Origin of the sequence: Bacillus sp. HMA207 (genome assembly GCF_003402455.1) — a bacterium.
GTDB classification, from domain to species: domain Bacteria; phylum Bacillota; class Bacilli; order Bacillales; family Bacillaceae_G; genus Bacillus_A; species Bacillus_A cereus.
Window position 1 is genome coordinate 467,774 of sequence record NZ_BEZT01000002.1, and the last position, 22,505, is coordinate 490,278.

Sequence of the window (22,505 nt, forward strand, 5' to 3'; positions counted from 1 at the left end):
TAATTGCAGTTATATCTTTTATATAAATTCTGTATTTTTTCAAGCGCTATGCACGCGATTGTGTTTCCTTTCTTTCCTAGCTGTAAGCAGCTGAGGAGTGAAAATCCCAACCAATATAAAAATAATACCAATCCACTGCATGAATGTTACGACTTCATGTACAAGTGTAATAGAAGCGATAATAGCAGTTGGTAATTCAGCTGCACCTAGTATTGTACCAAGTCCGGTTCCTACTTTCGGTACGCCAATTGAAAAACAAATGACAGGTACAACAACGCCGAATAATCCGAGGAAGAAAGCATATTTCCATAGACCGGCTTGGAGGGCACCATCTGTTAAAAAGGTTGGTGGGAAGAATAGACATACGATAAGAGTCGCACTTGTTGTCATGAGAAAGCTTTTCGTATAAGGGGGAACATCTGTAGCAACGCGTCCGCTTGCAAAAACATAGAATGAAAAAGAGACTGCAGCTAATAGTCCAAAGATAATCCCTTTCGTAGAAAAACTTTGTCCGAGGCCTTCAAATACACCACCTGCAAACAATGTACCAGCAAATAAAATAAGGATAGATATGATCTTATCGCGGCTTGGAAAGGTTCGATTTGCAATCGCTTCGATAATGACACCAATCCAAGTGAACTGAAAGAGTAGGACGACAGCGATAGATGCGGGTAGTTCTTCTACAGAAATAGCGTAGAAAATCCCAGTCATACTCATTGTTGTTCCGACGGTTAGTAATGAAAAGAATTGTTTTTTTGTTACCTTATGACGTGAAAAGAAAAGAACGAGTAGAAATAGTCCAATCCATCCGAAGACATATTGTCCCCCTAATAGTTGATGTGCTGAAAATCCATTTATGAATCCGAGTTTGAAAATAGTTGAAAGTATGCCATAGCTGCAAGCACCGAATAAAACGAGCAATGAATATTTAAACTTCTCCATAAAAAATCCTCCTTTTAAGTAATAAAAAACGCCCGCTATCCAAATAAGGATAACGGGCGAACGAAACAGAGTAAGACACTCTACAAAATTCCGCCACTCACACATGAAGTATAAGTTTGGGGTATGTAATTATAGTAAATGTTACATTGCTTTTGGGAATACAATAGAACATTTTACACCTTGAGGCGTGTTTTGTATCCCGTAAGGAAACTGATGTTTATCTAATATTTGTTTCACGATATATAATCCAAGACCACTACCTTGTACTAAACCGTGTTTATCAGGGTTTGCGCGATAGAAAGGCTCAAATAAATGAGCAAGTTTATCTTCATCAATTTGTGAACCTGTATTTAATACTTCTAATGCGTAACCATTTGGTTTTTCATAAAGCTTTATATATACGTGCTGATGGTCAATTGTATAATGAATTGCATTTGAAATAATGTTAAAAATAGCAGTTTGAATAAATTTAGGATCAGCTAAAATTTGTACGTCGTGTTTAATATTAGATTGTACATTTAATTGTTTTACAGATACAAAGTAATCTACTTTCTTCATAACATCCTCAATAATATTAGATAAAGAAATGACTTCTAAATTCGGTTTAAATTGAGGGTTTTGTATTTTGGATAATTCCGACATTTTTTCCGTTAATATGTTAATGTCTTGCATCATCTCGTAGGAACGTTTCAAATACTTATCTCTATCTTTATAAGCTCCAATTCCGTGAATCATGCCATCTAGTTGTCCCATAACGGCTGCGATTGGTGTTTTTAATTCATGGGATACCATAGACATAAATTCTTTACGAGATTGTTCTAATTGTTGTTCCTTCTTGAGCTCGTTTCTTAAATCTTGATTGCTTGCATGTAAATTCTTCACAATATTTGGTACTTGTGAAGCAGCTACTTGCAAATTAAAATCTGTTTGATCTGTATTTTTGTTAAGTAGCTTTTTATCTGAGAAATCAAGATTCATAATATCTTTTAAAGCATCACTCATATATTGAAAAGGTTTGGCAATTAGTTTTGTATAAATTAATGATCCGAGTAGTGATAATGCAAGCATTGTCGCGCCAATATGTGGAGCTAATTGCTGCAACGCATCTGCTAACTTTGGATTATCATTTGTATCATTTGTTTTACTTGCTGCATTTTGTGTATGTAAGGCATCATTATTAGCGGCTTTCTTTTCTGCTTCTGTAGGCGGATTAGAAGTGCTATTTTTCCCCGAAAGATTTTGTGTATGTTCTTTTGCCTTTGCAGTTTGGCTAGGCTGCAAAAGGTGATTGATAGCTGTAGAAAGAGATTTATAATCTATAATAGAAGATTGGAAATTAGAAATGCTCCCCTCTGACACAGCTTTATTTTGCTTCGTTTTACTTCCGTCGTTTTGCTTATCTGAATCGGCCTGTTCTGTAGTCGGCGTTCCATTTTCTTTCGCAAAACGTTCTTTATCGTAGTTTGAAGCTAGAAAGTAAATAATTTGATAAAGGCAAAGTGATAAAAGAATACAAAATAATAAGGTTTTGATGAAAATATTTTTGGTGATGTTGTCTTTGCTACGATTCGATTTTGTAGCCAATGCCTTTCACCGTTTTAATATAAGGAATTCCTAATTTTTTTCTTAAGTTTTTAATATGTGTATCTATAACTCTTACATCACCATAATGTTCATAGCCCCATACCTTATTCAACAAATCACTTCTTGATAATACTTTTCCTCGATTTTGCAGTAAAGTATATATAATTTCAAATTCTTTTGTTGTCAATTCAATTTGATTACCATGAACATAAGCTGCATATGCTGTAGAGTTTAACATCAATTCATGGAATTGTAGTATAGTTGCAGCTTCTGCTTCCTTCGTTGCTGCCCTTCTTAATACAGCCTCTACACGCTTAATAAATACAGTGTAATGGAACGGTTTCGTAATATAGTCATCAATACCTAACTCAAATCCTTTAATTTCACTTTCTTCATTATGTAAGCCTGTTAACATAATGATTGGTACATCAGATTGTCCTCGCATAATTTTACAAATACTATAGCCATCTATATCTGGTAACATTACATCGAGGAGGACAAGATCGTATGAATTTTTTTGGAAAAGAAGAATACCTTCTGTTCCAGCACCAACTACATCAACTGTAAAGTTTTGTGCCATTAGAAATTCACGAATAAGTTCTTGTATATCTGGGTTGTCTTCAATCACCAGTATATGCGTCATAGTAACACCTCCTAAATAACGCTTTTTACTGCAATATTCGAATTCATCATTTTTCGAGTGACTCAGATTGTTTATACATATAATAAGCCCCCGCTATAAAATAATCATGAAGGTAGCAAGGGGAATAGTTTAGTGTTACTGAATGGTTCAGAATTACAGTAGTTCTATTATAGTATGTATTATAAAATTTATAAAACATTATAACTGTATAATTTTAATATCTACGTTTATCAATGTTTAAATATTAGCTAATCAAATCTATTCCTATTATATATGTAAATACAGTTGTTTTGCTACTGTAAATGAATAAATAAAATAAGCCAAGACATAAAATTCTTGGCTACACATAAATCTTGTTTTTAGGCTATTTTACAGTGACAGTAGCTTGCTGCTGAACGCGCTCAAATAACCAGTGTATATCATTGTTATACATACGAATACAACCAAGTGTTGTCCATTTGCCGATTGCTTGATTATTGTTAGTTCCGTGAATCGCATAAGTTGTTCCGTAAGTTCCTGCCATATTTAATCCGAGCCAACGGTCACCAAGTGGATTACGTGGATCGCCGCCTTTAATTTTGCCTGTATAATAAGGGCGGTTTTTAATTTTATTTACGATTTGAAAAGTGCCTTTAGGTGTAGGTGTTGCAGCTTTTCCAGTAGCGACAGTAAAACTTTTTATAAATTTTCCATCCTGATAATAATCCATTTTATTTAACTGAGTGTCTACGATTAATTGATCTTTCGTTGTAGCTGCCTCTGCACTAGCGAATGGAAGGGTTAAAAATCCTAATGATAATAGTGCGCTTAATAATAATTTTTTCATTGTTATTCTCCTTTTACTATCGTAAGAGTCTTACATACAATGAAGTTGTAATCCTCGTAATGCTTTATTTACATTTTCATCTAATGTTTCAAAGAATGTAGTGATTTTGCTGTTGTGTTTGTTGTTGTTATCAATAAGTAATCTTTCATTTAATAAAAGCTCGCCACGTAGTCCAAAACTTTGAACTTGAATATTTAGCTCATCTTCATTTTCAGAGATGATTGGTAAGAAATAATGAAAAGCTTTTGTTGGAATGATGTAGCTTTTGCCAATCATGCTTTCTTGATTTGAATTAATCCATTTTTTCGTGACAATTTTAATATTCTTTTTTGAAACGATAAAAGATAGTGTTGTAGATTTTGTTAAACTTACGTCAAATTCACTTGTTTCACATATTTGTAAATTAAAAACGGTTTCATTTTGATGAGATTCAACATTTGTATTAATAAAATCGTGCATTTTATATGCTTCCATTTCGTATTCACCCTTTTTTCAATTTCGAAAAACGACTTATATTTATTCAAATTAATGCTTAGTCATATATTGGTTAAATTTTTCAACAAATTCCGATATAATCTTACAATACGTATATGAAGCTAATATGAAGTTAGCATGAGTTTGTGATGGTTTTTTATTGAGAACAAAATAAGAGAGGTTTTTTAATGCTAAAAAATGGATAAAATTTGCATGTTATTAATGCGCCTTTTCGCTATTTCGACTTGAAAAATGATTTTTACTATTTAATAAAGAACGAAAATCATTAGTGTGACCCTTACAAAAATGTAATAAAAATGTAAGCTATTGTGATAGTTATTTCGACAATTTTTTTATACAATAATAGTAAGAAGTTGTACGTGATTGAAAGGAGAGATGACATGGAATGGATTCATGAATTATTTCAGCAATACGGGTACTATGTTGTACTTGTCGGCTTGCTGTTAGAATATATTGCACTTCCGTTTCCGGGAGAGCCAACATTAGCATATGCGGGATTTTTAGCACATAAGGGTGATTTAAGTTTACCGATTTTAATTATTCTATCCTTTATTGGGACAAGTGTAGGAATGACGATTCAATACTTTTTAGGAAATAAATTAGGTATGCCTTTCATTCAAAAGTATGGGAAATACGTATTTTTAACACAAAGAAAAATTGACTTAACGAGAATGTGGTTTGATAAGTATGGATACTTCCTAATTTTTATTGGTTTCTTTATTCCTGGTGTACGTCATTTCACAGGATACTTTGCAGGAATTATTAATTTACCATTCCGTCGTTTTGCCATTACAATTTATTCAGGCGCTCTATTTTGGGTAGCATTCTTCTTAATCGGTGGTTACTGGTTAGGTGGAAACTTACATGATATCTTTGGAGTGCTAGAAGGTCATATCGGTAAAATCATTTTTGGAGTTATTGTGATTGTAGCGGTTACGTTAGGTATTCGTTTCCGTAAGCAGTTAAAACGAGTATTACTACAAAACGCAAGTTAATATGAAATCCATTCTATGTCAGAATTTAGGAAGTCAGTGCAAAAGCACTGACTTTTTTATTTTTAAGACTATGTTTAATGCACATTTTACATTCTTTATAGGAATTTGATACAGGATAAGAAATAAGTATCTTGTCAATTATTATAGTCGTAATGACAATTATAATTGACAAAGATAAGGATATTATTTACAATTTTAATTAAATAAATGAAAAAGAGGGAAGACATGAAGCTTCAAAATCGAGTGAGGGAATTGCGAGCAAAGCATCGTTTATCACAAGGGGATTTAGGGAAAGCGATTGGATCATCACGGCAAACGATTAGTTTAATTGAGCGCGGGGATTATGCACCATCTATCGTATTGTCGTTAAAAATCGCACAAATTTTCAATGTACCGGTGGAGGAAATATTTACGTTAGTAGAGGGGGAAGAGGACGATGAAGAGTAAACGAAAAAAACAATTTGATTCTGTGGGGAAAATAGCATTAAGTATGATGGGTGGCTTTTTAACGTCTTATATAGCTTTAAATTTACTCTCGGATGAACCGAGAAAATTATCATCCAATACATTTATAGGTATATGTACTATTTTTGGAATCTTAATGATGTACTATACTTGGAAGAATACACGTATGTTAGCAGAGGCACGCGATGAAGAAGAGAGCGTACAAGGCAGAAAATTAGGCATTATAAGTATATATTTACGTGTAGGCGATATAGTTACGCAGGCATGGTTTGTATATGCAGTTATTACATGTAGACGTGCACTGTTGCAGGATACAAATGTTTCATTTGCGGTGTGGAATTTAGTAGCTTCTATTGTTTGTTTAACTACTGTAGTAATTATCGGACTTATAACAAAAAATCGTTATAATAAGCTATATCCTGAACAAGGTGTAACGTATATGGAATCTATGAAAATGTGGACGAAAAACGCAGATGAAGGATTAAAGCACATTGTGCATGAGGCTGGATATAAAGCGTATGAATTTACGAATACAATATTGGCATATGTATGGTGGGCTGCCGTTATATATACAGCTGCTAGTAATATCGATTTTGTATTAATTGGCTTAATCTCATTTATTTGGATATTGCATCTTGGGAAGTTCATGTACGAAATGCAGAGGAAAATGATTTATTAAGGGGAGAAAAAGGTGGATATTTTAAGAAGGCCAGCTGGCTCAATGACAGTGGCGCTAATTCTGTCCATTTTATACGGAGTAATCCGAACTGGGAAATTAGAAGTAATTTTGAACCTATGGGCAATAGTTGGAATTTCATTATTAGTGTTAGCCATTCATGAGCTAGGACATGTAGTATTTGGTGTAATAGGTGGTTTAACATTTAAATTTATGACAGTAGGACCCATTACTATTCAAAAAGAAAAGGGAAAATTACGCATTCGAGCAAATAAATTATGGGCTTACTTTGGAGGCGTTGCAACACTAGTACCACCTTCTATAGAGACACCGAATCTTTCGAAAAAATGGGCGTGGCTCACTTTAGGTGGACCAATTACGAGTTTACTGTTTGGTATTACTTCCGGTTACATATACATGGTGAGTTATTATCAATATCTTTTATATTTTTCCTTTTTCCATTTTGCAATCTTTGCGGTTACAATTGTGCCGATAAAAGGAACGCTTATGAGTGATGGGATGCAATTTCTTATTTTAATTAAAGATGATGAAAGAGCTAGAAATCATTTATATGAGATTCAAATATCGAGTGAGTTATTTAGTTATAAAAGACCGAAAGATTGGGATGAAAGATTAGTAGAATTGAGTGAGGAGAAAATAAAAGAGAATAAAGGGATAAGAGAGATAATGAGTAGACTTATGCTTGTCTTTTTTGCTCGTGCAGATCAAGAGGGAATGGAAAGAGCGATACCGTATATAGAAAGAATTGTTCAACTACCTGTAACGAAAGAAAATAAGTTTTTCGTTAGTAGTTTTCATAGTTGGTATCTTTTATATAAAGCCCTTTATGAGATGGATAGTCTTTCTTTGCAAGAAGCAAAGGAACATGCAAAGGCTATTACAAAAATGGACTTAAACGGATATTATCGTACACAAGGAATTATCAAATATTTAGAGAATGATCTAGAAGCTTCCCATACTTATATGAAGAAAGCTGATAAAGAATTGGAGAGCGCCGAGAAGAGTGAGATGGGATATTTACAATTAGAAAGAAAATGGTTTGAGCAGCTGAAAGAGAGGGTATCTTACGATGGGTGAGGTATCCTCTTTTTTCTATGTCATCTTATGCCGTTCCATAAACAGCCTAGGACGAGTAAAATGAGATAAGAAGAGCAAAGCTTGGAGGAATTCTAGATGGAAATTTTAACGATTATTTTAATCGTCTTGCTCATTTATGTTGTTTTTAAAGTGGCATATGTAGCATTAAAGATACTCACGATCTTATTAATTATCTTTTTAATCGTAGAGTTCGGCAGTAAGTTGCTTGGTGGATAGGGTATGTTGTGCGTTTTGAGTGTCGAAGGTTGTCGGTAAATCGATATCTTGTGTCGAACCGTCGATATAATGAAAAAATCGTTGATATAAGTGGAGAAACGATCGATATATTTGAAAAATCGTTGATATATTTTAGTGAATACGAAGTGGGGTATATGGAAAAGAAGTTGCCGTGAGGGCAACTTCTTTTTATCGTGATGCGGGGTATGCAAACCAACATAAAAAAGCTGGAAGAGTATCTTCCAGCTTAAGAGTTACTTTCAATTTGGCGACCGCTATCTTCTTCATTGTCTTGTAATAGGTTGAATACGTCTGCTAAGCAGAATGCAATGAACCAAGTCCATAGACCGTGGAAGAAAGCTGAGCTTAATTGAAGTGGTAATGTATAGTTTGTCATTGAGTAGGAAATACATCCACCAACGATTCCGATCATTGTTAATAACATTGTTTTTTGAGCGTTTTCTTCTGGATTGAAGAGGAAGTAAATGTATCCGCCTAAAATTGAAGCGCTTACAAGTGTTTCGATTCCATTAAAGATGATATTCTCTCCAAGCTGAGTGTTTGTCCAGAAGCAGATTGTTCCGCCGATAATAGCAAACAGGACAGCTATTGTATAGCGTATATATTGATTCATATGTTCATCTCCTTATGTAATAAGATGATTTGGAAGTCAAAAAGGTAGGTATAGTATATTGAAGTGAGTTTTAATTGTACGTATCTTTTTATAAAAAGATCATTGAAGAGTAACTAAGATGATCGGTTGTTTAAACCGTTACGTGTATGGTGTCTGAAATATACCCGACTGCTCGTTTCTTTTTGCTTGTAAAATAAGAGAAACTTCCAAGTCTATATACTCTTTTTTTGTGAGTCTGCTTTCATTATAACACATTTAGGGACATAATAATAGAATTATCTGATTTTGTAATAAGTGTAAAAAATAAAAAGCGCAAGGAAATACCATTAACGGTGCAGTTTAGTGGAAGAAGGATTTTAATTTATTATGATGAAATATGTAATCAAGGTGAGATCTAAGAATGAGGCCTAAATACTATAAAAAATGTTTTATAGCATGAATGTAAGGGAGGAGAGCTAACTTGGAGTTCACAACAGAAAGATTAATAATTAGACCTTTTAAGAGTACTGATTTACAGGATGTATTTGCTATTTATAATAGTGATGATACATGTAAGTTCCTATTACATAATAAGTGGACTCATGAAGACATGCAAAAAAGATTTAATAAGAAGCTAGCAAATCATGTACTTACTAAAGAAACAATATTAAGTTTGGCAGTTATATACAAAAATAAAGTAGTTGGTGATTTATCCGTATGGTACACAAATATGAAAGACACTGTTGAGATTGGTTATAGTTTTTCAAATGAAGTAGCTGGGAGAGGTTTGGCGACAGAAGCAGTAAGTAGTTTGGTATTGAAATTATTTAATGAATTCAATGTACATCGTATACAGGCTAATCTTGATGCACGTAATACAGCTTCACAAAAATTGTGTGAACGAATAGGCATGAGAAAGGAAGCCCATTTCATACAAGATTTTTGGAATAAAGATGAATGGATAGACAGTATTGTATATGGAATGCTATCCTCCGATTTGTAGTAATAAACTTAGTGATTTTATTATGCTAAAAGGTACGTTAGTTGAATAACAAAGGGCATAACATATTATATATGACTAATATGTTATGCCCTTTAATTTATTAACCTTTTTATATGCGTTTGAAACGGCCGACAATTTCAACTGTTTCAGTAATGTTCATAAATGCTTTGTTATCCACTTGACGGATAATACGTTTCATTTCGCCTAACTCATAGCGAGTCACGACAGTGTAAATCATTTTTTTCTTATGGTTTGTATAGCCGCCGACAGCGTCTACCATTGTCACCCCGCGTATGCCGTGATGTAGTAGTGCGCTTTTTATTTCCTCGCCTTTTTCTGTAATAGTCATTATCGTTAATTTAATATGTTTCGTATGCACAGCGTCGATAACTTTGCTGACTACAAATCGACTAATTAACGTATAAAGTGTAATATCCCATCCGAAAATAAAACCTGCTGCTACAAGTAAGATTAAGTTGAATACAAATATGATTGCTCCAATTGAAACATCTCGATATTTCGCTACAATCAATCCAACAACATCAAAACCACCTGTTGAAGAAGCAAATCGGAATATAATTCCTGAAGCTGCTCCGCAGATAACACCACCGAATACAGAAGAAAGTAAAATATCGTCTGAAACTTGGTGTACCGGGATAATGTTCATCGCTAACGATGACACAGCTACAAAGTAAGCTGTTAAAAAGGTTGTCTTCTTGCCTAAGTAAAAGTGACTTAAAATAAGAAGAGGAATGTTTAGTAAAAAGATAAGTGCACCGATATTGTAGTGCATTAAATAACCGATAATCATCCCTACACCAGCGAATCCACCGCTAATCATATTATGCGGGATAAAAAACATATTCATAGAAATTGCATACAAAATAGAAGCTATAAAAATAACAACCAACTGTATCATAAATTCTAAGTGAAATGTTTTAGCTGCTGGGAAGGATAAAAAGGCGGTGTCGGGAACGTAATCGGCGTCTCCTAGTTGACCCATAGTATGTTTCATCTCCATATTCATTTTTGATTACAAGAAGAGAATAAAGGTTTTTTCAAAAACTGGCAATAGTTTTATTATAATGCAAAAATTTTATAAATTTCTAATAAATCAAGCCTATTCATTGATGTGTGTGAATATGCTAAAGAAAGCGAATACAACGTTTCTTAATTATTGTTTTCTTGAGAAAATATGCAAAATACTTTTTTTGAAAATAAAAGGAAATAGAGAATATTTGCCCGATGTGCTAAAATGACCTTATTAAGGATGTGAAGCGATGGAATTTTTATTGCAGGATGCAATTCTATATATATCGTTTGTAACGACGGCACTTTGTTTATTAGAAGTTTTCTTCCTTGCTAATGTTTCTCGCTTTGTGCGTCAACAAGCATCAAGCGGTAGACAAAGAGCTTTTGCGTTAGTTGATACATGTGAAGATAGTGCGGGAAATGTACCGCTATTTTCTATTTTTTATAAATATGGAATGATTCGTTCTGTACGCAGACAAGAATCAAGTGAAGAGAATGACGAGGTCGGTCCGTATACGCCAATGTTTCGCTAAATAATTACGAAACATTGGAGGAATGAACATGTTAAAATCATACCGAGCTGTGCTCGTTAGTTTATCATTATTATTTGTTTTTGTTTTATCTGGTTGCAGTAATGCGGCCCCAATTGATGCACATAGTACTGGGATTTGGGATCATTATTTTGTATATCCAATCTCGTTTATGATTCAATTTGTTGCTCATCATATACCTGGAGCTAGCTTTGGGATTGCTATCATTATTATGACGCTCGTTATTCGTTCAGCGATGATTCCATTAGCTGTTTCGCAATATCGCAGCCAAGCGAAAATGAAGAAAATGCAACCTGAATTGCAGAAGCTAAAGAAAAAGTACGGTGATGTAAGCAAAGACCTTGAAAAACAAAAGCAGTATCAAAAAGAAATGTCAGAACTAATGAAATCAGGCGGTTGGAATCCACTTGCTGGTTGCTGGCCAATTTTTATACAAATGCCGATTTTCTCTGCTTTGTATTATGCGATTAGCAGAACTGAAGAGATTCGCACATCTTCGTTTTTATGGGTGAACCTAGGACATGCAGATCCATATCATATATTACCGATTATTGCAGCGTTAACGACATTTATTCAGATGAAAGTTTTCCAATCGAATATTACACCTGGAGAACAAGTGCAGATGCTGAAAATGCAGCAAATTATGATGCCAGCAATGATTCTATTTATGGGGTTTGCGGCGCCATCAGGACTTGTGTTGTATTGGATAACAGGTAACTTATTTACAATGACACAAACAATTGTATTAAGAAAAATAATGGAACGTGAAGAATTACAATTACAAAAGGCTTAGTGAAACACCGCTCATTACGAGCGGTGTTTTTTTTGTTAAGTCGTTAAGGAAATGTTAAGAAACCGACATTACTATAGGCATTGTATACGAAAGTGTACATGCATTAGAAATATGAAGGAGGAAATTTCCTATGAAGAAGAAAACAGTTGGGTATTTAGCGATTGCAGGTGCGTTATCATTCGGAATCATTGGAGGAGTCGGCATTCCGGCATTCGCGGCAACGAATACTCCAACAGCTGAGCAAGCGACAAAAACAGCGAAAAAAGATTTAGATGCCGCTACAAAACAAAAAGTAAAAACGATTATGGACGATACAAAGAAACAGTTACAGGAGCTAGGTGTAAAGCTTCCAGAAAAAGAAAAACGTAAAGAAATGTTTGCGGGATTAGATGAACAGGCGAAAGAAAAAGCGAAGTCAATTTTAGAGCAAGAGAAGTCTGGTAAATTAACACGAGAACAAGCAAAAGAAGAATTAACAAAATTAGGCGTGAAGTTCCCGGAAAAGGGTAAGCACAAAGAAATGTTTGCGGGATTAGATGAACAGGCGAAAGAAAAAGCGAAATCCATTTTAGAGCAAGAAAAGTCCGGGAAATTAACACGAGAACAAACAAAAGAGGAATTAACAAAGCTAGGCGTGAAAATGCCGGAGAAAGGTAAGCATGGAGATATGTTTGCTAACTTAGATGAACAGACAAAAGAGAAAGCAAAGTCAATTTTAGAGCAAAAGAAATCCGGAAAATTAACGCATGAGCAAGCAAAAGAAGAATTAACAAAATTAGGTGTGAAACTTCCAGAGAAAGAGAAGCATGAAGACATCTTTGCTGGATTAGATGAAGCAACAAAAACAAAAGCAAAAGCGATTTTAGACAACGAAAAGAAACAATTAGAGGCATTGAATGTTGATTTACCGCACCATAAGTTTTTTATGAAAAAAGAAGATAAATAATTGATTTATGTATCTTTCGTGTGGGCAACCGGAAGGTACGTGCGAGGACCGATTTCTGTCAGTAGAAATCGGTCCCTTTTAATGATTCAATAAAATTCTTTTCATTGTTAGTATGTATCCGAAGATGCAGTAGAAGATTGCAAAACTGATAAACACTTCCGTATATTGATATTTACCCAATACGTAGAAGGAAACAGCTGGTATAATAGCTACCGCTAAAATGCTATAACCAGGATACTTGTGCCGATGCATGATAGCGAATAGAATAGAGAGAAACGTAGCAATGATACAAAAGACAGCAATCATTATTGGTGCACCTCCTAAACGGATTATACCATTTTTAGGGAAATGGAGAAGTGTCGTACCTTCTGTTATAATATAAGAAGAGAAATATTTCCTATGTTATATAAAAAATATATTGATTTTTTCTAACAATTCAATATAATGAACAATAACTACAAAATTCGACATCAAGAAGTGATGATGAGGACACGATCAATTTTTTACGATTTCCAGAGAGGGAAGCCTTTGGCTGTGAGCTTCCTAATACGGAAAAATAGATTACCACCTCTGAACTGCAGCAGTGAACGAGCATCTAGTAATTGCTTGCCGGCAAAAACCGTTATTTAGACTTGAGAAATTGGTGAAGTGTATTACTTTACGAATTGAAACAAGGGTGGAACCACGAATACAACACTCGTCCCTTTTTTAGGGAGGAGTGTTTTTTTATTTCATTTTTGCATCACACTAGGATTGGAAGGAGGATACGCAGCATGCATCATGATGAGAAGAACAAAATTGGTTTAACAGTAGCACTTTCTATCGTAGTAGGAACGATTATTGGATCTGGTGTGTTTATGAAACCAGGGAGCGTATTAGATTACTCGGGGAGTTCTAATATGGCCATTCTTGCTTGGGTAATTGGTGGCCTGTTGACGCTAGCAAGTGGTTTAACAGTAGCTGAAATTGGAGCGCAAATCCCGAAAAATGGTGGGTTGTATACGTATTTAGAGGAGATTTACGGAAGTTTTTGGGGATATTTATCAGGTTGGATGCAAACAATTGTTTATGGACCTGCTATTATCGGAACATTAGGTTTATACTTTAGTTCTTTAATGATTAATTTTTTCTATTTAGATAAAGTGTGGAATTTACCAATCGCAATTGGAACGGTTGTGTTCCTTGGCGTTGTAAATAGTATGGGAACAAAATACGGAGGTATCGTTCAAACAATCACGACAATTGGGAAGATGATTCCGATTGTGTTAATTGTTGTGCTAGGTTTCTGGAAAGGGAATAGCGATATCTTTAACGTAGTTGTGCCAATATCGGAAAATCAAAGTATCGGTATGGCAATTTTAGCAACGTTATTTGCTTATGACGGCTGGATTTTACTTGCTTCGATTGGTGGAGAAATGAAGAATCCAACAAAGTTATTACCGAAAGCAATGACAGTAGGGATTTTAATCGTAACGGCTGCTTACGTATTAATTAACTTGGCGTTATTAAATGTATTACCAGCAGCGAAAATTGTAGACCTTGGAGAAAATGCAACAGCAACAGCTGCAGGCATGTTACTTGGAGAATATGGCGGAAAAATTATTAGTATCGGTATTATCGTTTCCATTTTCGGCTGTTTAAATGGAAAGATTTTAACGTTCCCACGTATCCCAATGTCTATGGCAGAGCGTGGACAACTTCCATTTTCTAAGTTTATTGCAAAGGAAAGTCCGAGATTTAAAACACCAGCAAATGCGATTACTGTTGAAATCATTTTAGGAATTATTTTAATGATTATTAGTGATCCAAATAAGCTATCTGAGATTTCCGTATTCATTATTTATATTTTCTATGTAATGACGTTTATTGGTGTCTTCATTTTAAGAAAACGTAATAAGAATAAAGAGCGTGCATATAGTGTGCCGTTATTCCCAATCGTACCAATCGTAGCGATTTTAGGTTCGCTCTTTGTAATTGGTAGTGCAATTATCAATGATCCGGTAAGTTGTTTCTTATCAATTGGAATTGTCTTTACGGGACTTCCGGTGTATTGGTATTTAAATAAGAAGAAAGAAACAGAATGATGGAAGGGTAGGCGTATAATACGCCTACCTTTTTTACTGTAAAAAAATTATACTTGCGTCCACTTTCTATTTTGGTTACTATAGTCGTAGTAACCAAAAAGAAAGCGTGGGGAAAGACTTGAATTTTCGTGTTTATATTTTAGCTATCGCGGCTTTCGTAGTCGGAACGGTTGAGTTAATTATAGGAGGAACGCTCGATTTAGTTGCCAATGATTTAGGAGTATCTATTAGCGCAGCTGGTCAGCTTATAACAATATTTTCGGTAGTATTTGCTTTGTCAGGTCCAGTTTTATTAGCTGTGACAGGGAAGTTTGAAAGAAAAACATTGTATGTTGGAGCATTATCGATTTTCTTAATCGGAAATATTATTTCGGCATTTAGTGTGAATTACGGAATGCTAATGTTCTCAAGGGTTATTTGTGCGGCGAGTGGTTCATTAATTATTGCACTATCGGTAACACTTGCTTCTAGTGTAGTAGAACCGCATTTTCGTGCGCGTGCAATTGGAATCATTTTTATGGGAATTAGTGGATCACTCGTACTTGGAGTACCGCTCGGTCTTGTACTCGGAAATGCATACGGATGGCGTGCACCATTTGTATTAATTTCTGTATTAACAGTTATGGCAATAGCTTGTATTTCATTGTTCTTAACGAAAGTACCACCGACATCGGTATTATCAATAAAAGAACAACTTGCTACTTTAAAAGATAAAAAAATTGTAAGTGCACAGTTAACATCATTTTTGTTTTTAACGGGGCATTTAACATTGTATGCATATTTAACACCGTTTTTAAAAGATGTCATGCATGTTGAAGCAAACTGGATTAGTGTGTTTTACTTTATTTTCGGAATCGCAGCAGTAATCGGCGGCGGATTCGGTGGCTGGCTTGCTGATAAATGGGGATCGAAGAAAAGTATTATCTCGATTATTATCGTATTTGCATGTGCAATCTTCATACTGCCAATAATGACATTCTCATTCCCGCTCTTCATCATTATGATGGGACTTTGGAGTATGCTGAGCTGGGCGATTTCACCAGCACAGCAAAATTATTTAATTGAAATTGCACCGGAATCAGCTGGTATTCAGCAAGGTTTAAATAACTCTGCGCTTCATTTAGGAATTGCAATCGGTTCAACAGTAGGGGGAGTTGTTATTGAAAAATCATCTGTTATATATAATGCTTGGGTAGGCGGTGGCTTTATTATATTAGCACTGCTTTGCGCGATTTTCTCAATTACGAGAGGACGCTCTACTCAGTTCGTGAAAGAAGAATCTATCGTTTGATAGGTTCTTTTTTTATTTGTAAAAAATTGCAGGTTTTAGTAGGTAAATGGAGAAAAGGGTGTATGGCGAGGTGATAGTATATGGATTATTCAATTATTGGTTTTATATTCACAGTATTGCCGTTATTTGTAGTTATCATTGTTTTTAGATGGATTCGTTTCATCTATCAAAATTCAGAGAAACAGGTAGAGCAAAATGAGAAAATCATTGAGCTGTTGATGGAGATAAAGGAACAAAATAAAAAGGAGTCTAAGTGAAAAACTAGACTCCTTTTTATTATTTAATTAGTACCTCAATTTCATCAACAAACTCTTAATTTCCTCATCTTCCATAAAGAGATCGTGGTGCTTCTGGGTAATCTTTGCAAGTGCAACGTCGTGATAGAAAAATTCTGTAAAGAACTTTACGAAAGGTTGTGACATTGTTTTCATCGCTTGCCATGACTCTTGTTCTACGCCAGCAAATAAAATTTCACGATCGTCAACGATGAGTAGCAAGTAGCGCTCTAATGCATTAGGTTCTTCAGCTGGGATTAGAAAATGCATGTTTTCTAAGTCTGTTTCTACTTCTCCAACAATAAGGGACTCAATTTGAACACCTTGTTTTGCTTTTTGTTCTAGTAAAGGAAGATATTCTAAAAGAGTATCATTCCAAGCGGAAATACGGATTGATTCTTTTGCACTTTCAATGAGTTCTTTACTTTGAACTCGAATAGAAGATTGCATCTTTAAGCTCCACACACGGTCATCTGTAAATGATTTTTTTGATATATTTGTTTCCAGTTCTTTAATATTTGATTGGAATTCTGTCGTTAATTTTTCAATTGCTAGCTTTAGTGGTAATGCTGTATACAATTTTTTCTTTTCTGAAACAGAATCCATTACCATTCCTTTATCGATTAGGCGTGCTAGCACTTCATATATTTTTGCTTTTGGAACACCTGAATGCTTCACAATTGTTGTAGCATCTAATGGTTCATTGCTTGATACGACAACTTCATAAGCCTGGCTTTCATATTGTGAGAAACCGAATTTTTGTAACATAGTTCCCTCCGAACGAATGAGATTATATTTTAAGGATAATGAACTATTTGTTTTTGCACAAGTGGTAGTCTGTTTTCTAATTGTATTAAGGTGAGAATTAATTTCAATTTTTTAATTTTATCTATTATACTTAATATAGTGATTAATAAGATTTTAATTTAATGCGAAGGGGATGCTGGGGGGAAGATGTTAAAAAGTTTACGTTTAAAAATTGCGGTAGTGTTTTCAGTACTTATTTCTATGATGTTCGTAATATTGGGTACAGCTGTGTATCAATTACAGAAAGAAAAGGAAGTGCGTTCCTTAGACGAGTATTCTCAAAATGCGATGGATCTTGTGACAGAGCAACTTACGACATTTGTTCAAAGAACGGATGAAGATATGGGGTATTACGCGAACAGTGAGATGATTCGTAATATACTTCAAGGTGGGGTTACTCCAGAAGAGGAAGCGTTTTTAACGAAAGAGTTTGCGGAGTATAAAAAGAATCATCCTGGTATTTTAGATTTATATATTGGTACGAAAGATAAAAAAACATTAAGTGCCAATCTTGCTGAAGGTGGGCAAGTGCCAGAAGGATATGATCCAACGACAAGACCATGGTATAAAGATTCAGAGGCTGATGTAAAAAAGGTCCATTGGGGACAACCTTCTTATGAAATTGCAACAGGAAAGTTAAGTGTAGGTGTTTCTAAAGCAATTACAGCTCAAGATGGATCTTTATTAGGCGTTGTTGCGATGGATGTATCGCTTGGTACGATTCAGAAGTTGCTTCACAATATTCAATACAATAATGACGGAGAAATGTTTATTATAAATGATAAAAATATGGCTCTTGTTTATCCAGAAAAGATAGGGAAAGATGTTTCTAAAGAGCCACTTATACAGAGCTTAAATAAAGAGGTAACAAAATATGCGGTCACTACAATAAAAGGTGAAGATGTAGTTGTTTATAGTCAATCATTTGACACGATGAAATGGACGATAGGAATCTTTTATCCGAAAGAAACGATCGATGGGCTATTAAATAGTACGAGAAATACAGTTATTATAATGGCATGTATTAGTTTATTAGTTGGAATCGTAGCTTCCTACTTGTTCTCAAGAAGATTAGCAAGACCACTGCAACTATTAAAGAATCACGTGCAAAAAGTAGCAGAAGGCGATTTAACGCTGCGAATGAAAGTGACAAGTAAAGATGAAGTTGGAGAGTTGACTAAGCACTTTAATGATATGGTTGAACAAATGAATGAAATGGTAAGTAAAATTAAAAACAGCGTATCAACGGTGCAACAATCAACGAATAGTTTACATTATTTAACGAACGAAACAGTAGCGGCTAGTAGAGAAGTTTCAGGAGCGATGGATGATGTGAGCGGAGGAGCTTCTACTCTTGCGAATAGTGTGGATGAAGTTTCAGCTCAGCTCGAGAATATGGCGGAGTCAGTAGAACAAATGAATAGCTCCGTTGGTGAAATAAAAGGAGTGGCTGGCAAAGCGGAAGAGGCATCTAAGCAAGGATTAAATACAATGAGGAATTTAATCCGTACGAGGGGACAATCATCTTCGATTGTTGTTCATACAGAAGAAGCATCGGATAAGTTAGAACAAAGAGTTGGATCGATTCAAAATGTTGTTGAGCTTATAAAAGGTATTTCGGATCAAACAAATTTACTTGCTTTAAATGCATCGATTGAAGCTGCCCGTGCAGGTGAGCAAGGTAAGGGATTTGCGGTTGTTGCTGAAGAGGTTCGGAAATTAGCGGAACAATCAAAAGAGGCAACCGGAGAAATCACAATGATGATTGGTGATGTACAATTAGAAGTAAAAAGGGTTGTAGAAGTTGTAAGTAAATTGAAAGACATTGCAGATGTGCAAAATAAAGTGACGACAGAGGCGGAAATGGAGTTCCGTACAATTATGTCAGTTGTAAATACGATTAGTACTTCAGTTGAAAAAATTGTAGAAGAGGTACATAACATAGGTTATGAGCAAGGGGAAATTACAGCGGTAATGCATACAATTGCTGGTACGAGTCAAGAAAGTGCAGCTGTTTCTGAAGAGGTACATGCTGCAACGGAATCACAGGTGAATCATTTAGAAAAGGTAGCTCACACGATGGAAAGTTTGACAGAACATATGAGAGATTTAGAAAGATTAGTCGAGCAGTTTAAAGTGGAAGAGTAACATATTAGTAAAATGATGAGGATTTCGGTAAAATAGACAATGGATATATAAGAAACGATTATAGGAGGAAGACTACTATGGCAATTGTTGATGTATCGATTATTCCAGTAGGAACAGGTAATCCAAGTGTTAGTGAATATGTAGCAGAAGTACAAAAGGTGCTAGAGAAAAATGCAGATCGCGTGAAGTATCAATTAACACCGATGAATACAATTATTGAAGGAGATCTTCCTGTCATTCTAGAAGTAATTCAACAAATGCATGAAGTTCCATATACGAAAGGTGCACAGCGTGTTGCAACAACTATTCGTATTGATGATCGTCGTGATAAAGTAAGCACAATGGAGAAAAAATTAAACTCTGTTCGATCAAAATTATAAGAAAAAGCAGCGATCTTCGCTGCTTTTTTCATATAGGAGGTAAATAAGATGAGTGAAAAGTTTAATGAACAATTTGACGGGTTGTTAGAGAAATACACGGAATTATTACTTGGAGAGAGCAATGAAGAGAGAAAAGAACAGGTACAGAAGTGGGCACTGTATTCTTACATAGCTAAGACGATGCCAGCTTTAGTAAAGCATTGGAATGAAACTTATCCAGATGCGAAAGAAGAGATGGTACAGTTAATTACAGATATTAAAAGGCTGAATGAAGAGAAGCGAAATGAGCAATAAAAAAACTTGAGGTAAATATAATCGCAAGTTTTCTGTATTAATATCCTTATATAATTTACATGGAATATAAAGGATTTTATAGGCATGTCGAATATTTTCGACATGCCTATTTTATGCCTATTAAACTCCATTTTTCTAAATGTCGAAAAATATTTCAGGTATATTTATAAGCAGAAATATAGGTTTTTAAATGTTTTTATAGTATTTTATAAATTATCTAAATAATTATTTGTATCCAATAATTTTAAACAATGATATAATTTTGAAGAGGGGTAAAAAACAGATAAATTACAGTCATAGGGGTGAATTACATGGAACAATTAATGCGAAATTCGTTTCTTTTCTTATCTAAAAATAAAGCGCTAACAAAACTGGCTAAAAAGTACGGTTTACGCTTTGGTGCAGGTCGCTTCGTCGCAGGGGAGACGATTGAATTAGCGACAGCTGCCATTCAACAATTAAATAAGCAAGGTCTTTGTGTAACAATCGATTATTTAGGTGAATTCGTTGATAATGAAGCGGAAGCAAATGAAATGGCTAACCAATCGATTGAAGCGATCCGTGCAATTGGAAGAGAAGGTCTTGATTCACAGCTTTCTTTAAAGATGACTTCTATGGGATTAGATATCTCTGATGAAATCGTAATGAACAATATGCGCCGTATTTTAGAAGCTGCAAAAGAAAATGGTGTGTTCGTTACAATTGATATGGAAGATTATACACGCTGCGGAAAGACAATTGATATCTTTAAACAGTTAAAATCTGAGTACGATAATATTGGTACTGTTATTCAAGCTTACCTATATCGTACAGAAAAAGATATTGAGGATTTAAATGCTTATAAACCTAATTTACGTCTTGTAAAAGGAGCTTATAAAGAACCTGAAGAAGTGGCGTTCCCGGACAAGAAAGATGTAGATGACAATTATAAAAAGATTATTAAAATGCACTTATTAAATGGAAATTATACTGCAATTGCTTCACATGACGAAGCGATTATTGAATATACAAAAAAACTTGCTGAAGAACATAATATTCCAAGGGATCAATTTGAATTCCAAATGTTATATGGTATTCGTAATGAGCGTCAACTTGAGCTAGTAAAAGAAGGTTACAAAATGCGTGTTTACGTACCTTATGGAAACGATTGGTATGGATATTTCATGCGCCGTCTAGCAGAGCGTCCAGCAAACGTTGCGTTCGTATTAAAAGGTATGGTTAAAAAATAACCAAGGAGAAAATACTCCTTGGTTATTTTAATTGCTGAAATGCATAATGTGCCATTTTCTTCGTATCAGGATATAGTTGCGCGCGAGTAGAAGATAATACGACGTTAATGACGCGTTTACCGTCTTTTTCATCCACTGTTACGACTGTATATTTGCCAAGTGCTGATAGACCGCTTTTACTTCCAATCGCATATGGATCGTCATATAGTTCTTCTCGTCCGTAGTTTGCGATGTTTGGAGAGCGTTCTGAAGTATGTAGAGTTGTACGTGTTGAATTCATATATTCTAAAACAACTGGATACTTTAATGCTTCTTTCGTAATAATAGCAATGTCATATGGCGATACTTTATTTCCAAGTGCATCAGCACCACTTGCGTTCTTGAAAGTCGCATGCTTTGTACCGAGTTCCTTCGCTCTAGCATTCATCATTTTTACAAATTCATTTTTTGATCCTGCAATATGTTCTGCAATTGATTCAGCTATTGGATCTGCACTAATGATAAGCATCAGTTTTAATGCCTCATCACGTTTTAACTTTTCCCCAGCACGAAGTTTAATTTTCTTACTTTGACTTTCTGTTTTAATTGCGTTTTCTGTAACTGTAATTTCTTCATCTTCTTTTACATTCTCTAGTAAAAGAAGGGTTGTCATCATTTTGGCTATACTAGCCGGATAAGAGCGTTCGTCTTCACGTTTCCCATACAAAATTTCACCTGTGTCTGCATCGATTGTAACTCCGTATTGCCCAGTAATATTAGGTTGATCAGCTCTTACAGATTGTTGCCTTTGTGCATAGGAGAAGAAAATCATCCCTGTAAATAGTGTGGCAATCATTACAATCATAACTATTGTTCGTTTCATTATAATTCCCTCATTTGTTACAAATAAATTGGGCAGAAAAAGCAGCCATTAATCATTATGCCACGTTCTCTGCCCAAAAATATAGCGTTATTTTTCGCCCATATTATGCTTTTTATATTGTTGGTTATTACCTTGACGTCCTTTTTCCACGCCGTGGTTATGCGGACCTGCGTTTCCAGTTACACTAGCTGCACTAATTCCAGCCTTTGAAGGGTTCTTCTTAAGTTTTGCCATAT

At 34.8% G+C, this 22,505-nt stretch carries 26 protein-coding genes, 1 pseudogene and 1 other annotated feature; of the genes and pseudogenes, 16 read left to right on the forward strand and 11 right to left on the reverse strand.

The features are described from left to right. Window positions 1–39: 39 nt before the first annotated feature. From HMAS_RS22845 to HMAS_RS22865, 5 genes are all read right to left on the reverse strand, one after another. Complete coding sequence (locus HMAS_RS22845; RefSeq protein WP_000410483.1) at window positions 40–942, reverse strand: EamA family transporter; 903 nt, start codon at window positions 940–942, stop codon at window positions 40–42. Window positions 943–1,083: 141 nt separating this feature from the next. After that, window positions 1,084–2,526, reverse strand: a complete 1,443-nt coding sequence (locus HMAS_RS22850; protein WP_000201956.1) for a sensor histidine kinase — start codon at window positions 2,524–2,526, stop codon at window positions 1,084–1,086. Further along, window positions 2,504–3,169: a response regulator transcription factor gene (locus HMAS_RS22855; RefSeq protein ID WP_000148833.1), complete on the reverse strand. Its 666-nt coding sequence runs from the start codon at window positions 3,167–3,169 to the stop codon at window positions 2,504–2,506. Before HMAS_RS22855 ends, HMAS_RS22850 begins: the two co-directional genes overlap by 23 nt. Window positions 3,170–3,533: 364 nt before the next feature. Further along, complete coding sequence (locus HMAS_RS22860) at window positions 3,534–3,995, reverse strand: L,D-transpeptidase (RefSeq protein WP_000735058.1); 462 nt, start codon at window positions 3,993–3,995, stop codon at window positions 3,534–3,536. Window positions 3,996–4,025: 30 nt separating this feature from the next. Continuing rightward, a complete protein-coding gene (locus tag HMAS_RS22865; RefSeq protein ID WP_000388769.1) occupies window positions 4,026–4,469 on the reverse strand; it encodes a DUF3978 family protein in 444 nt (147 codons plus the stop codon). 401 nt (window positions 4,470–4,870) lie between these two features. On the opposite strand from HMAS_RS22865, the gene HMAS_RS22870 reads away from it, so the two are divergent. The 5 genes from HMAS_RS22870 (at window position 4,871) to HMAS_RS22890 (ending at window position 7,961) form a co-directional block, all read left to right on the forward strand. Beyond that, a complete protein-coding gene (locus tag HMAS_RS22870) occupies window positions 4,871–5,485 on the forward strand; it encodes a DedA family protein (protein WP_000454748.1) in 615 nt (204 codons plus the stop codon). Window positions 5,486–5,710: 225 nt separating this feature from the next. Beyond that, window positions 5,711–5,932, forward strand: coding sequence for a helix-turn-helix transcriptional regulator (locus tag HMAS_RS22875; protein WP_000776168.1), 222 nt, complete (start codon window positions 5,711–5,713; stop codon window positions 5,930–5,932). Further along, the gene (locus HMAS_RS22880) at window positions 5,922–6,629 is read left to right on the forward strand and encodes a DUF3169 family protein (RefSeq protein ID WP_000837718.1); all 708 of its coding nucleotides are present in this window, start codon (window positions 5,922–5,924) and stop codon (window positions 6,627–6,629) included. Before HMAS_RS22875 ends, HMAS_RS22880 begins: the two co-directional genes overlap by 11 nt. Before the next feature lie 42 nt (window positions 6,630–6,671). Beyond that, window positions 6,672–7,724: a site-2 protease family protein gene (locus HMAS_RS22885; protein WP_033687785.1), complete on the forward strand. Its 1,053-nt coding sequence runs from the start codon at window positions 6,672–6,674 to the stop codon at window positions 7,722–7,724. Window positions 7,725–7,820: 96 nt separating this feature from the next. After that, on the forward strand, window positions 7,821–7,961 hold the full coding sequence (locus HMAS_RS22890; protein ID WP_116345051.1) for a DUF3985 family protein: 141 nt from the start codon (window positions 7,821–7,823) through the stop codon (window positions 7,959–7,961). A 247-nt stretch (window positions 7,962–8,208) separates the two neighbouring features. On the opposite strand, the gene HMAS_RS22900 is transcribed toward HMAS_RS22890, so the two are convergent. Continuing rightward, complete coding sequence (locus tag HMAS_RS22900) at window positions 8,209–8,595, reverse strand: DUF3938 domain-containing protein (protein WP_001077773.1); 387 nt, start codon at window positions 8,593–8,595, stop codon at window positions 8,209–8,211. A 460-nt stretch (window positions 8,596–9,055) separates the two neighbouring features. Here HMAS_RS22900 and HMAS_RS22905 point away from each other — a divergent pair, with 460 nt between their 5' ends. Beyond that, entirely contained in the window at window positions 9,056–9,577 is a 522-nt protein-coding gene (locus HMAS_RS22905) for a GNAT family N-acetyltransferase (protein ID WP_116345052.1), read from the forward strand. A gap of 109 nt (window positions 9,578–9,686) precedes the next feature. Here the strand turns inward: HMAS_RS22905 and HMAS_RS22910 are convergent, their stop codons facing one another. Continuing rightward, the gene (locus HMAS_RS22910) at window positions 9,687–10,580 is read right to left on the reverse strand and encodes a YitT family protein (RefSeq protein ID WP_000530044.1); all 894 of its coding nucleotides are present in this window, start codon (window positions 10,578–10,580) and stop codon (window positions 9,687–9,689) included. Window positions 10,581–10,857: 277 nt separating this feature from the next. On the opposite strand from HMAS_RS22910, the gene HMAS_RS22915 reads away from it, so the two are divergent. The 3 genes from HMAS_RS22915 (at window position 10,858) to HMAS_RS22925 (ending at window position 12,899) form a co-directional block, all read left to right on the forward strand. Further along, complete coding sequence (locus tag HMAS_RS22915; RefSeq protein ID WP_000394930.1) at window positions 10,858–11,142, forward strand: hypothetical protein; 285 nt, start codon at window positions 10,858–10,860, stop codon at window positions 11,140–11,142. Window positions 11,143–11,170: 28 nt separating this feature from the next. After that, the gene (gene yidC / locus HMAS_RS22920; protein ID WP_000920522.1) at window positions 11,171–11,953 is read left to right on the forward strand and encodes a membrane protein insertase YidC; all 783 of its coding nucleotides are present in this window, start codon (window positions 11,171–11,173) and stop codon (window positions 11,951–11,953) included. A gap of 130 nt (window positions 11,954–12,083) precedes the next feature. Then, window positions 12,084–12,899, forward strand: a complete 816-nt coding sequence (locus HMAS_RS22925; protein WP_048534616.1) for a hypothetical protein — start codon at window positions 12,084–12,086, stop codon at window positions 12,897–12,899. Between the two features lie 78 nt (window positions 12,900–12,977). Here HMAS_RS22925 and HMAS_RS22930 read toward each other — a convergent pair whose 3' ends face one another. After that, window positions 12,978–13,205: a hypothetical protein gene (locus tag HMAS_RS22930; protein WP_025709833.1), complete on the reverse strand. Its 228-nt coding sequence runs from the start codon at window positions 13,203–13,205 to the stop codon at window positions 12,978–12,980. 165 nt (window positions 13,206–13,370) lie between these two features. Further along, window positions 13,371–13,607 (forward strand) — a binding site (T-box leader). A 65-nt stretch (window positions 13,608–13,672) separates the two neighbouring features. On the opposite strand from HMAS_RS22930, the gene HMAS_RS22935 reads away from it, so the two are divergent. The 3 genes and pseudogenes from HMAS_RS22935 to HMAS_RS27825 all read left to right on the forward strand — a co-directional run bounded on the left by HMAS_RS22935 (window position 13,673) and on the right by HMAS_RS27825 (window position 16,531). Continuing rightward, entirely contained in the window at window positions 13,673–14,983 is a 1,311-nt protein-coding gene (locus HMAS_RS22935) for an APC family permease (RefSeq protein ID WP_000546312.1), read from the forward strand. Window positions 14,984–15,036: 53 nt separating this feature from the next. Beyond that, window positions 15,037–16,274, forward strand: a pseudogene (locus HMAS_RS22940) (MFS transporter). An 80-nt stretch (window positions 16,275–16,354) separates the two neighbouring features. Continuing rightward, entirely contained in the window at window positions 16,355–16,531 is a 177-nt protein-coding gene (locus HMAS_RS27825) for a hypothetical protein (RefSeq protein WP_000386584.1), read from the forward strand. Window positions 16,532–16,558: 27 nt separating this feature from the next. Here the strand turns inward: HMAS_RS27825 and HMAS_RS22945 are convergent, their stop codons facing one another. Then, entirely contained in the window at window positions 16,559–17,317 is a 759-nt protein-coding gene (locus tag HMAS_RS22945) for a TrmB family transcriptional regulator (protein ID WP_000939479.1), read from the reverse strand. A gap of 186 nt (window positions 17,318–17,503) precedes the next feature. On the opposite strand from HMAS_RS22945, the gene HMAS_RS22950 reads away from it, so the two are divergent. The 4 genes from HMAS_RS22950 to HMAS_RS22965 all read left to right on the forward strand — a co-directional run bounded on the left by HMAS_RS22950 (window position 17,504) and on the right by HMAS_RS22965 (window position 21,407). Further along, complete coding sequence (locus tag HMAS_RS22950) at window positions 17,504–19,504, forward strand: methyl-accepting chemotaxis protein (protein WP_000920272.1); 2,001 nt, start codon at window positions 17,504–17,506, stop codon at window positions 19,502–19,504. Between the two features lie 77 nt (window positions 19,505–19,581). Continuing rightward, entirely contained in the window at window positions 19,582–19,884 is a 303-nt protein-coding gene (locus HMAS_RS22955) for an MTH1187 family thiamine-binding protein (protein ID WP_001018860.1), read from the forward strand. A gap of 48 nt (window positions 19,885–19,932) precedes the next feature. After that, window positions 19,933–20,178: a YusU family protein gene (locus tag HMAS_RS22960; RefSeq protein WP_001290594.1), complete on the forward strand. Its 246-nt coding sequence runs from the start codon at window positions 19,933–19,935 to the stop codon at window positions 20,176–20,178. A 311-nt stretch (window positions 20,179–20,489) separates the two neighbouring features. Then, window positions 20,490–21,407: a proline dehydrogenase family protein gene (locus HMAS_RS22965; RefSeq protein ID WP_000436783.1), complete on the forward strand. Its 918-nt coding sequence runs from the start codon at window positions 20,490–20,492 to the stop codon at window positions 21,405–21,407. A gap of 22 nt (window positions 21,408–21,429) precedes the next feature. Here the strand turns inward: HMAS_RS22965 and HMAS_RS22970 are convergent, their stop codons facing one another. Beyond that, window positions 21,430–22,269 carry a D-alanyl-D-alanine carboxypeptidase family protein gene (locus HMAS_RS22970; RefSeq protein ID WP_044794995.1) on the reverse strand — a complete coding sequence of 280 codons (840 nt, stop codon included), beginning with the start codon at window positions 22,267–22,269 and terminating at the stop codon, window positions 21,430–21,432. Between the two features lie 87 nt (window positions 22,270–22,356). Continuing rightward, window positions 22,357–22,503: a YuzL family protein gene (locus tag HMAS_RS22975; protein WP_001096344.1), complete on the reverse strand. Its 147-nt coding sequence runs from the start codon at window positions 22,501–22,503 to the stop codon at window positions 22,357–22,359. Between the last annotated feature and the right edge of the window lie 2 nt (window positions 22,504–22,505).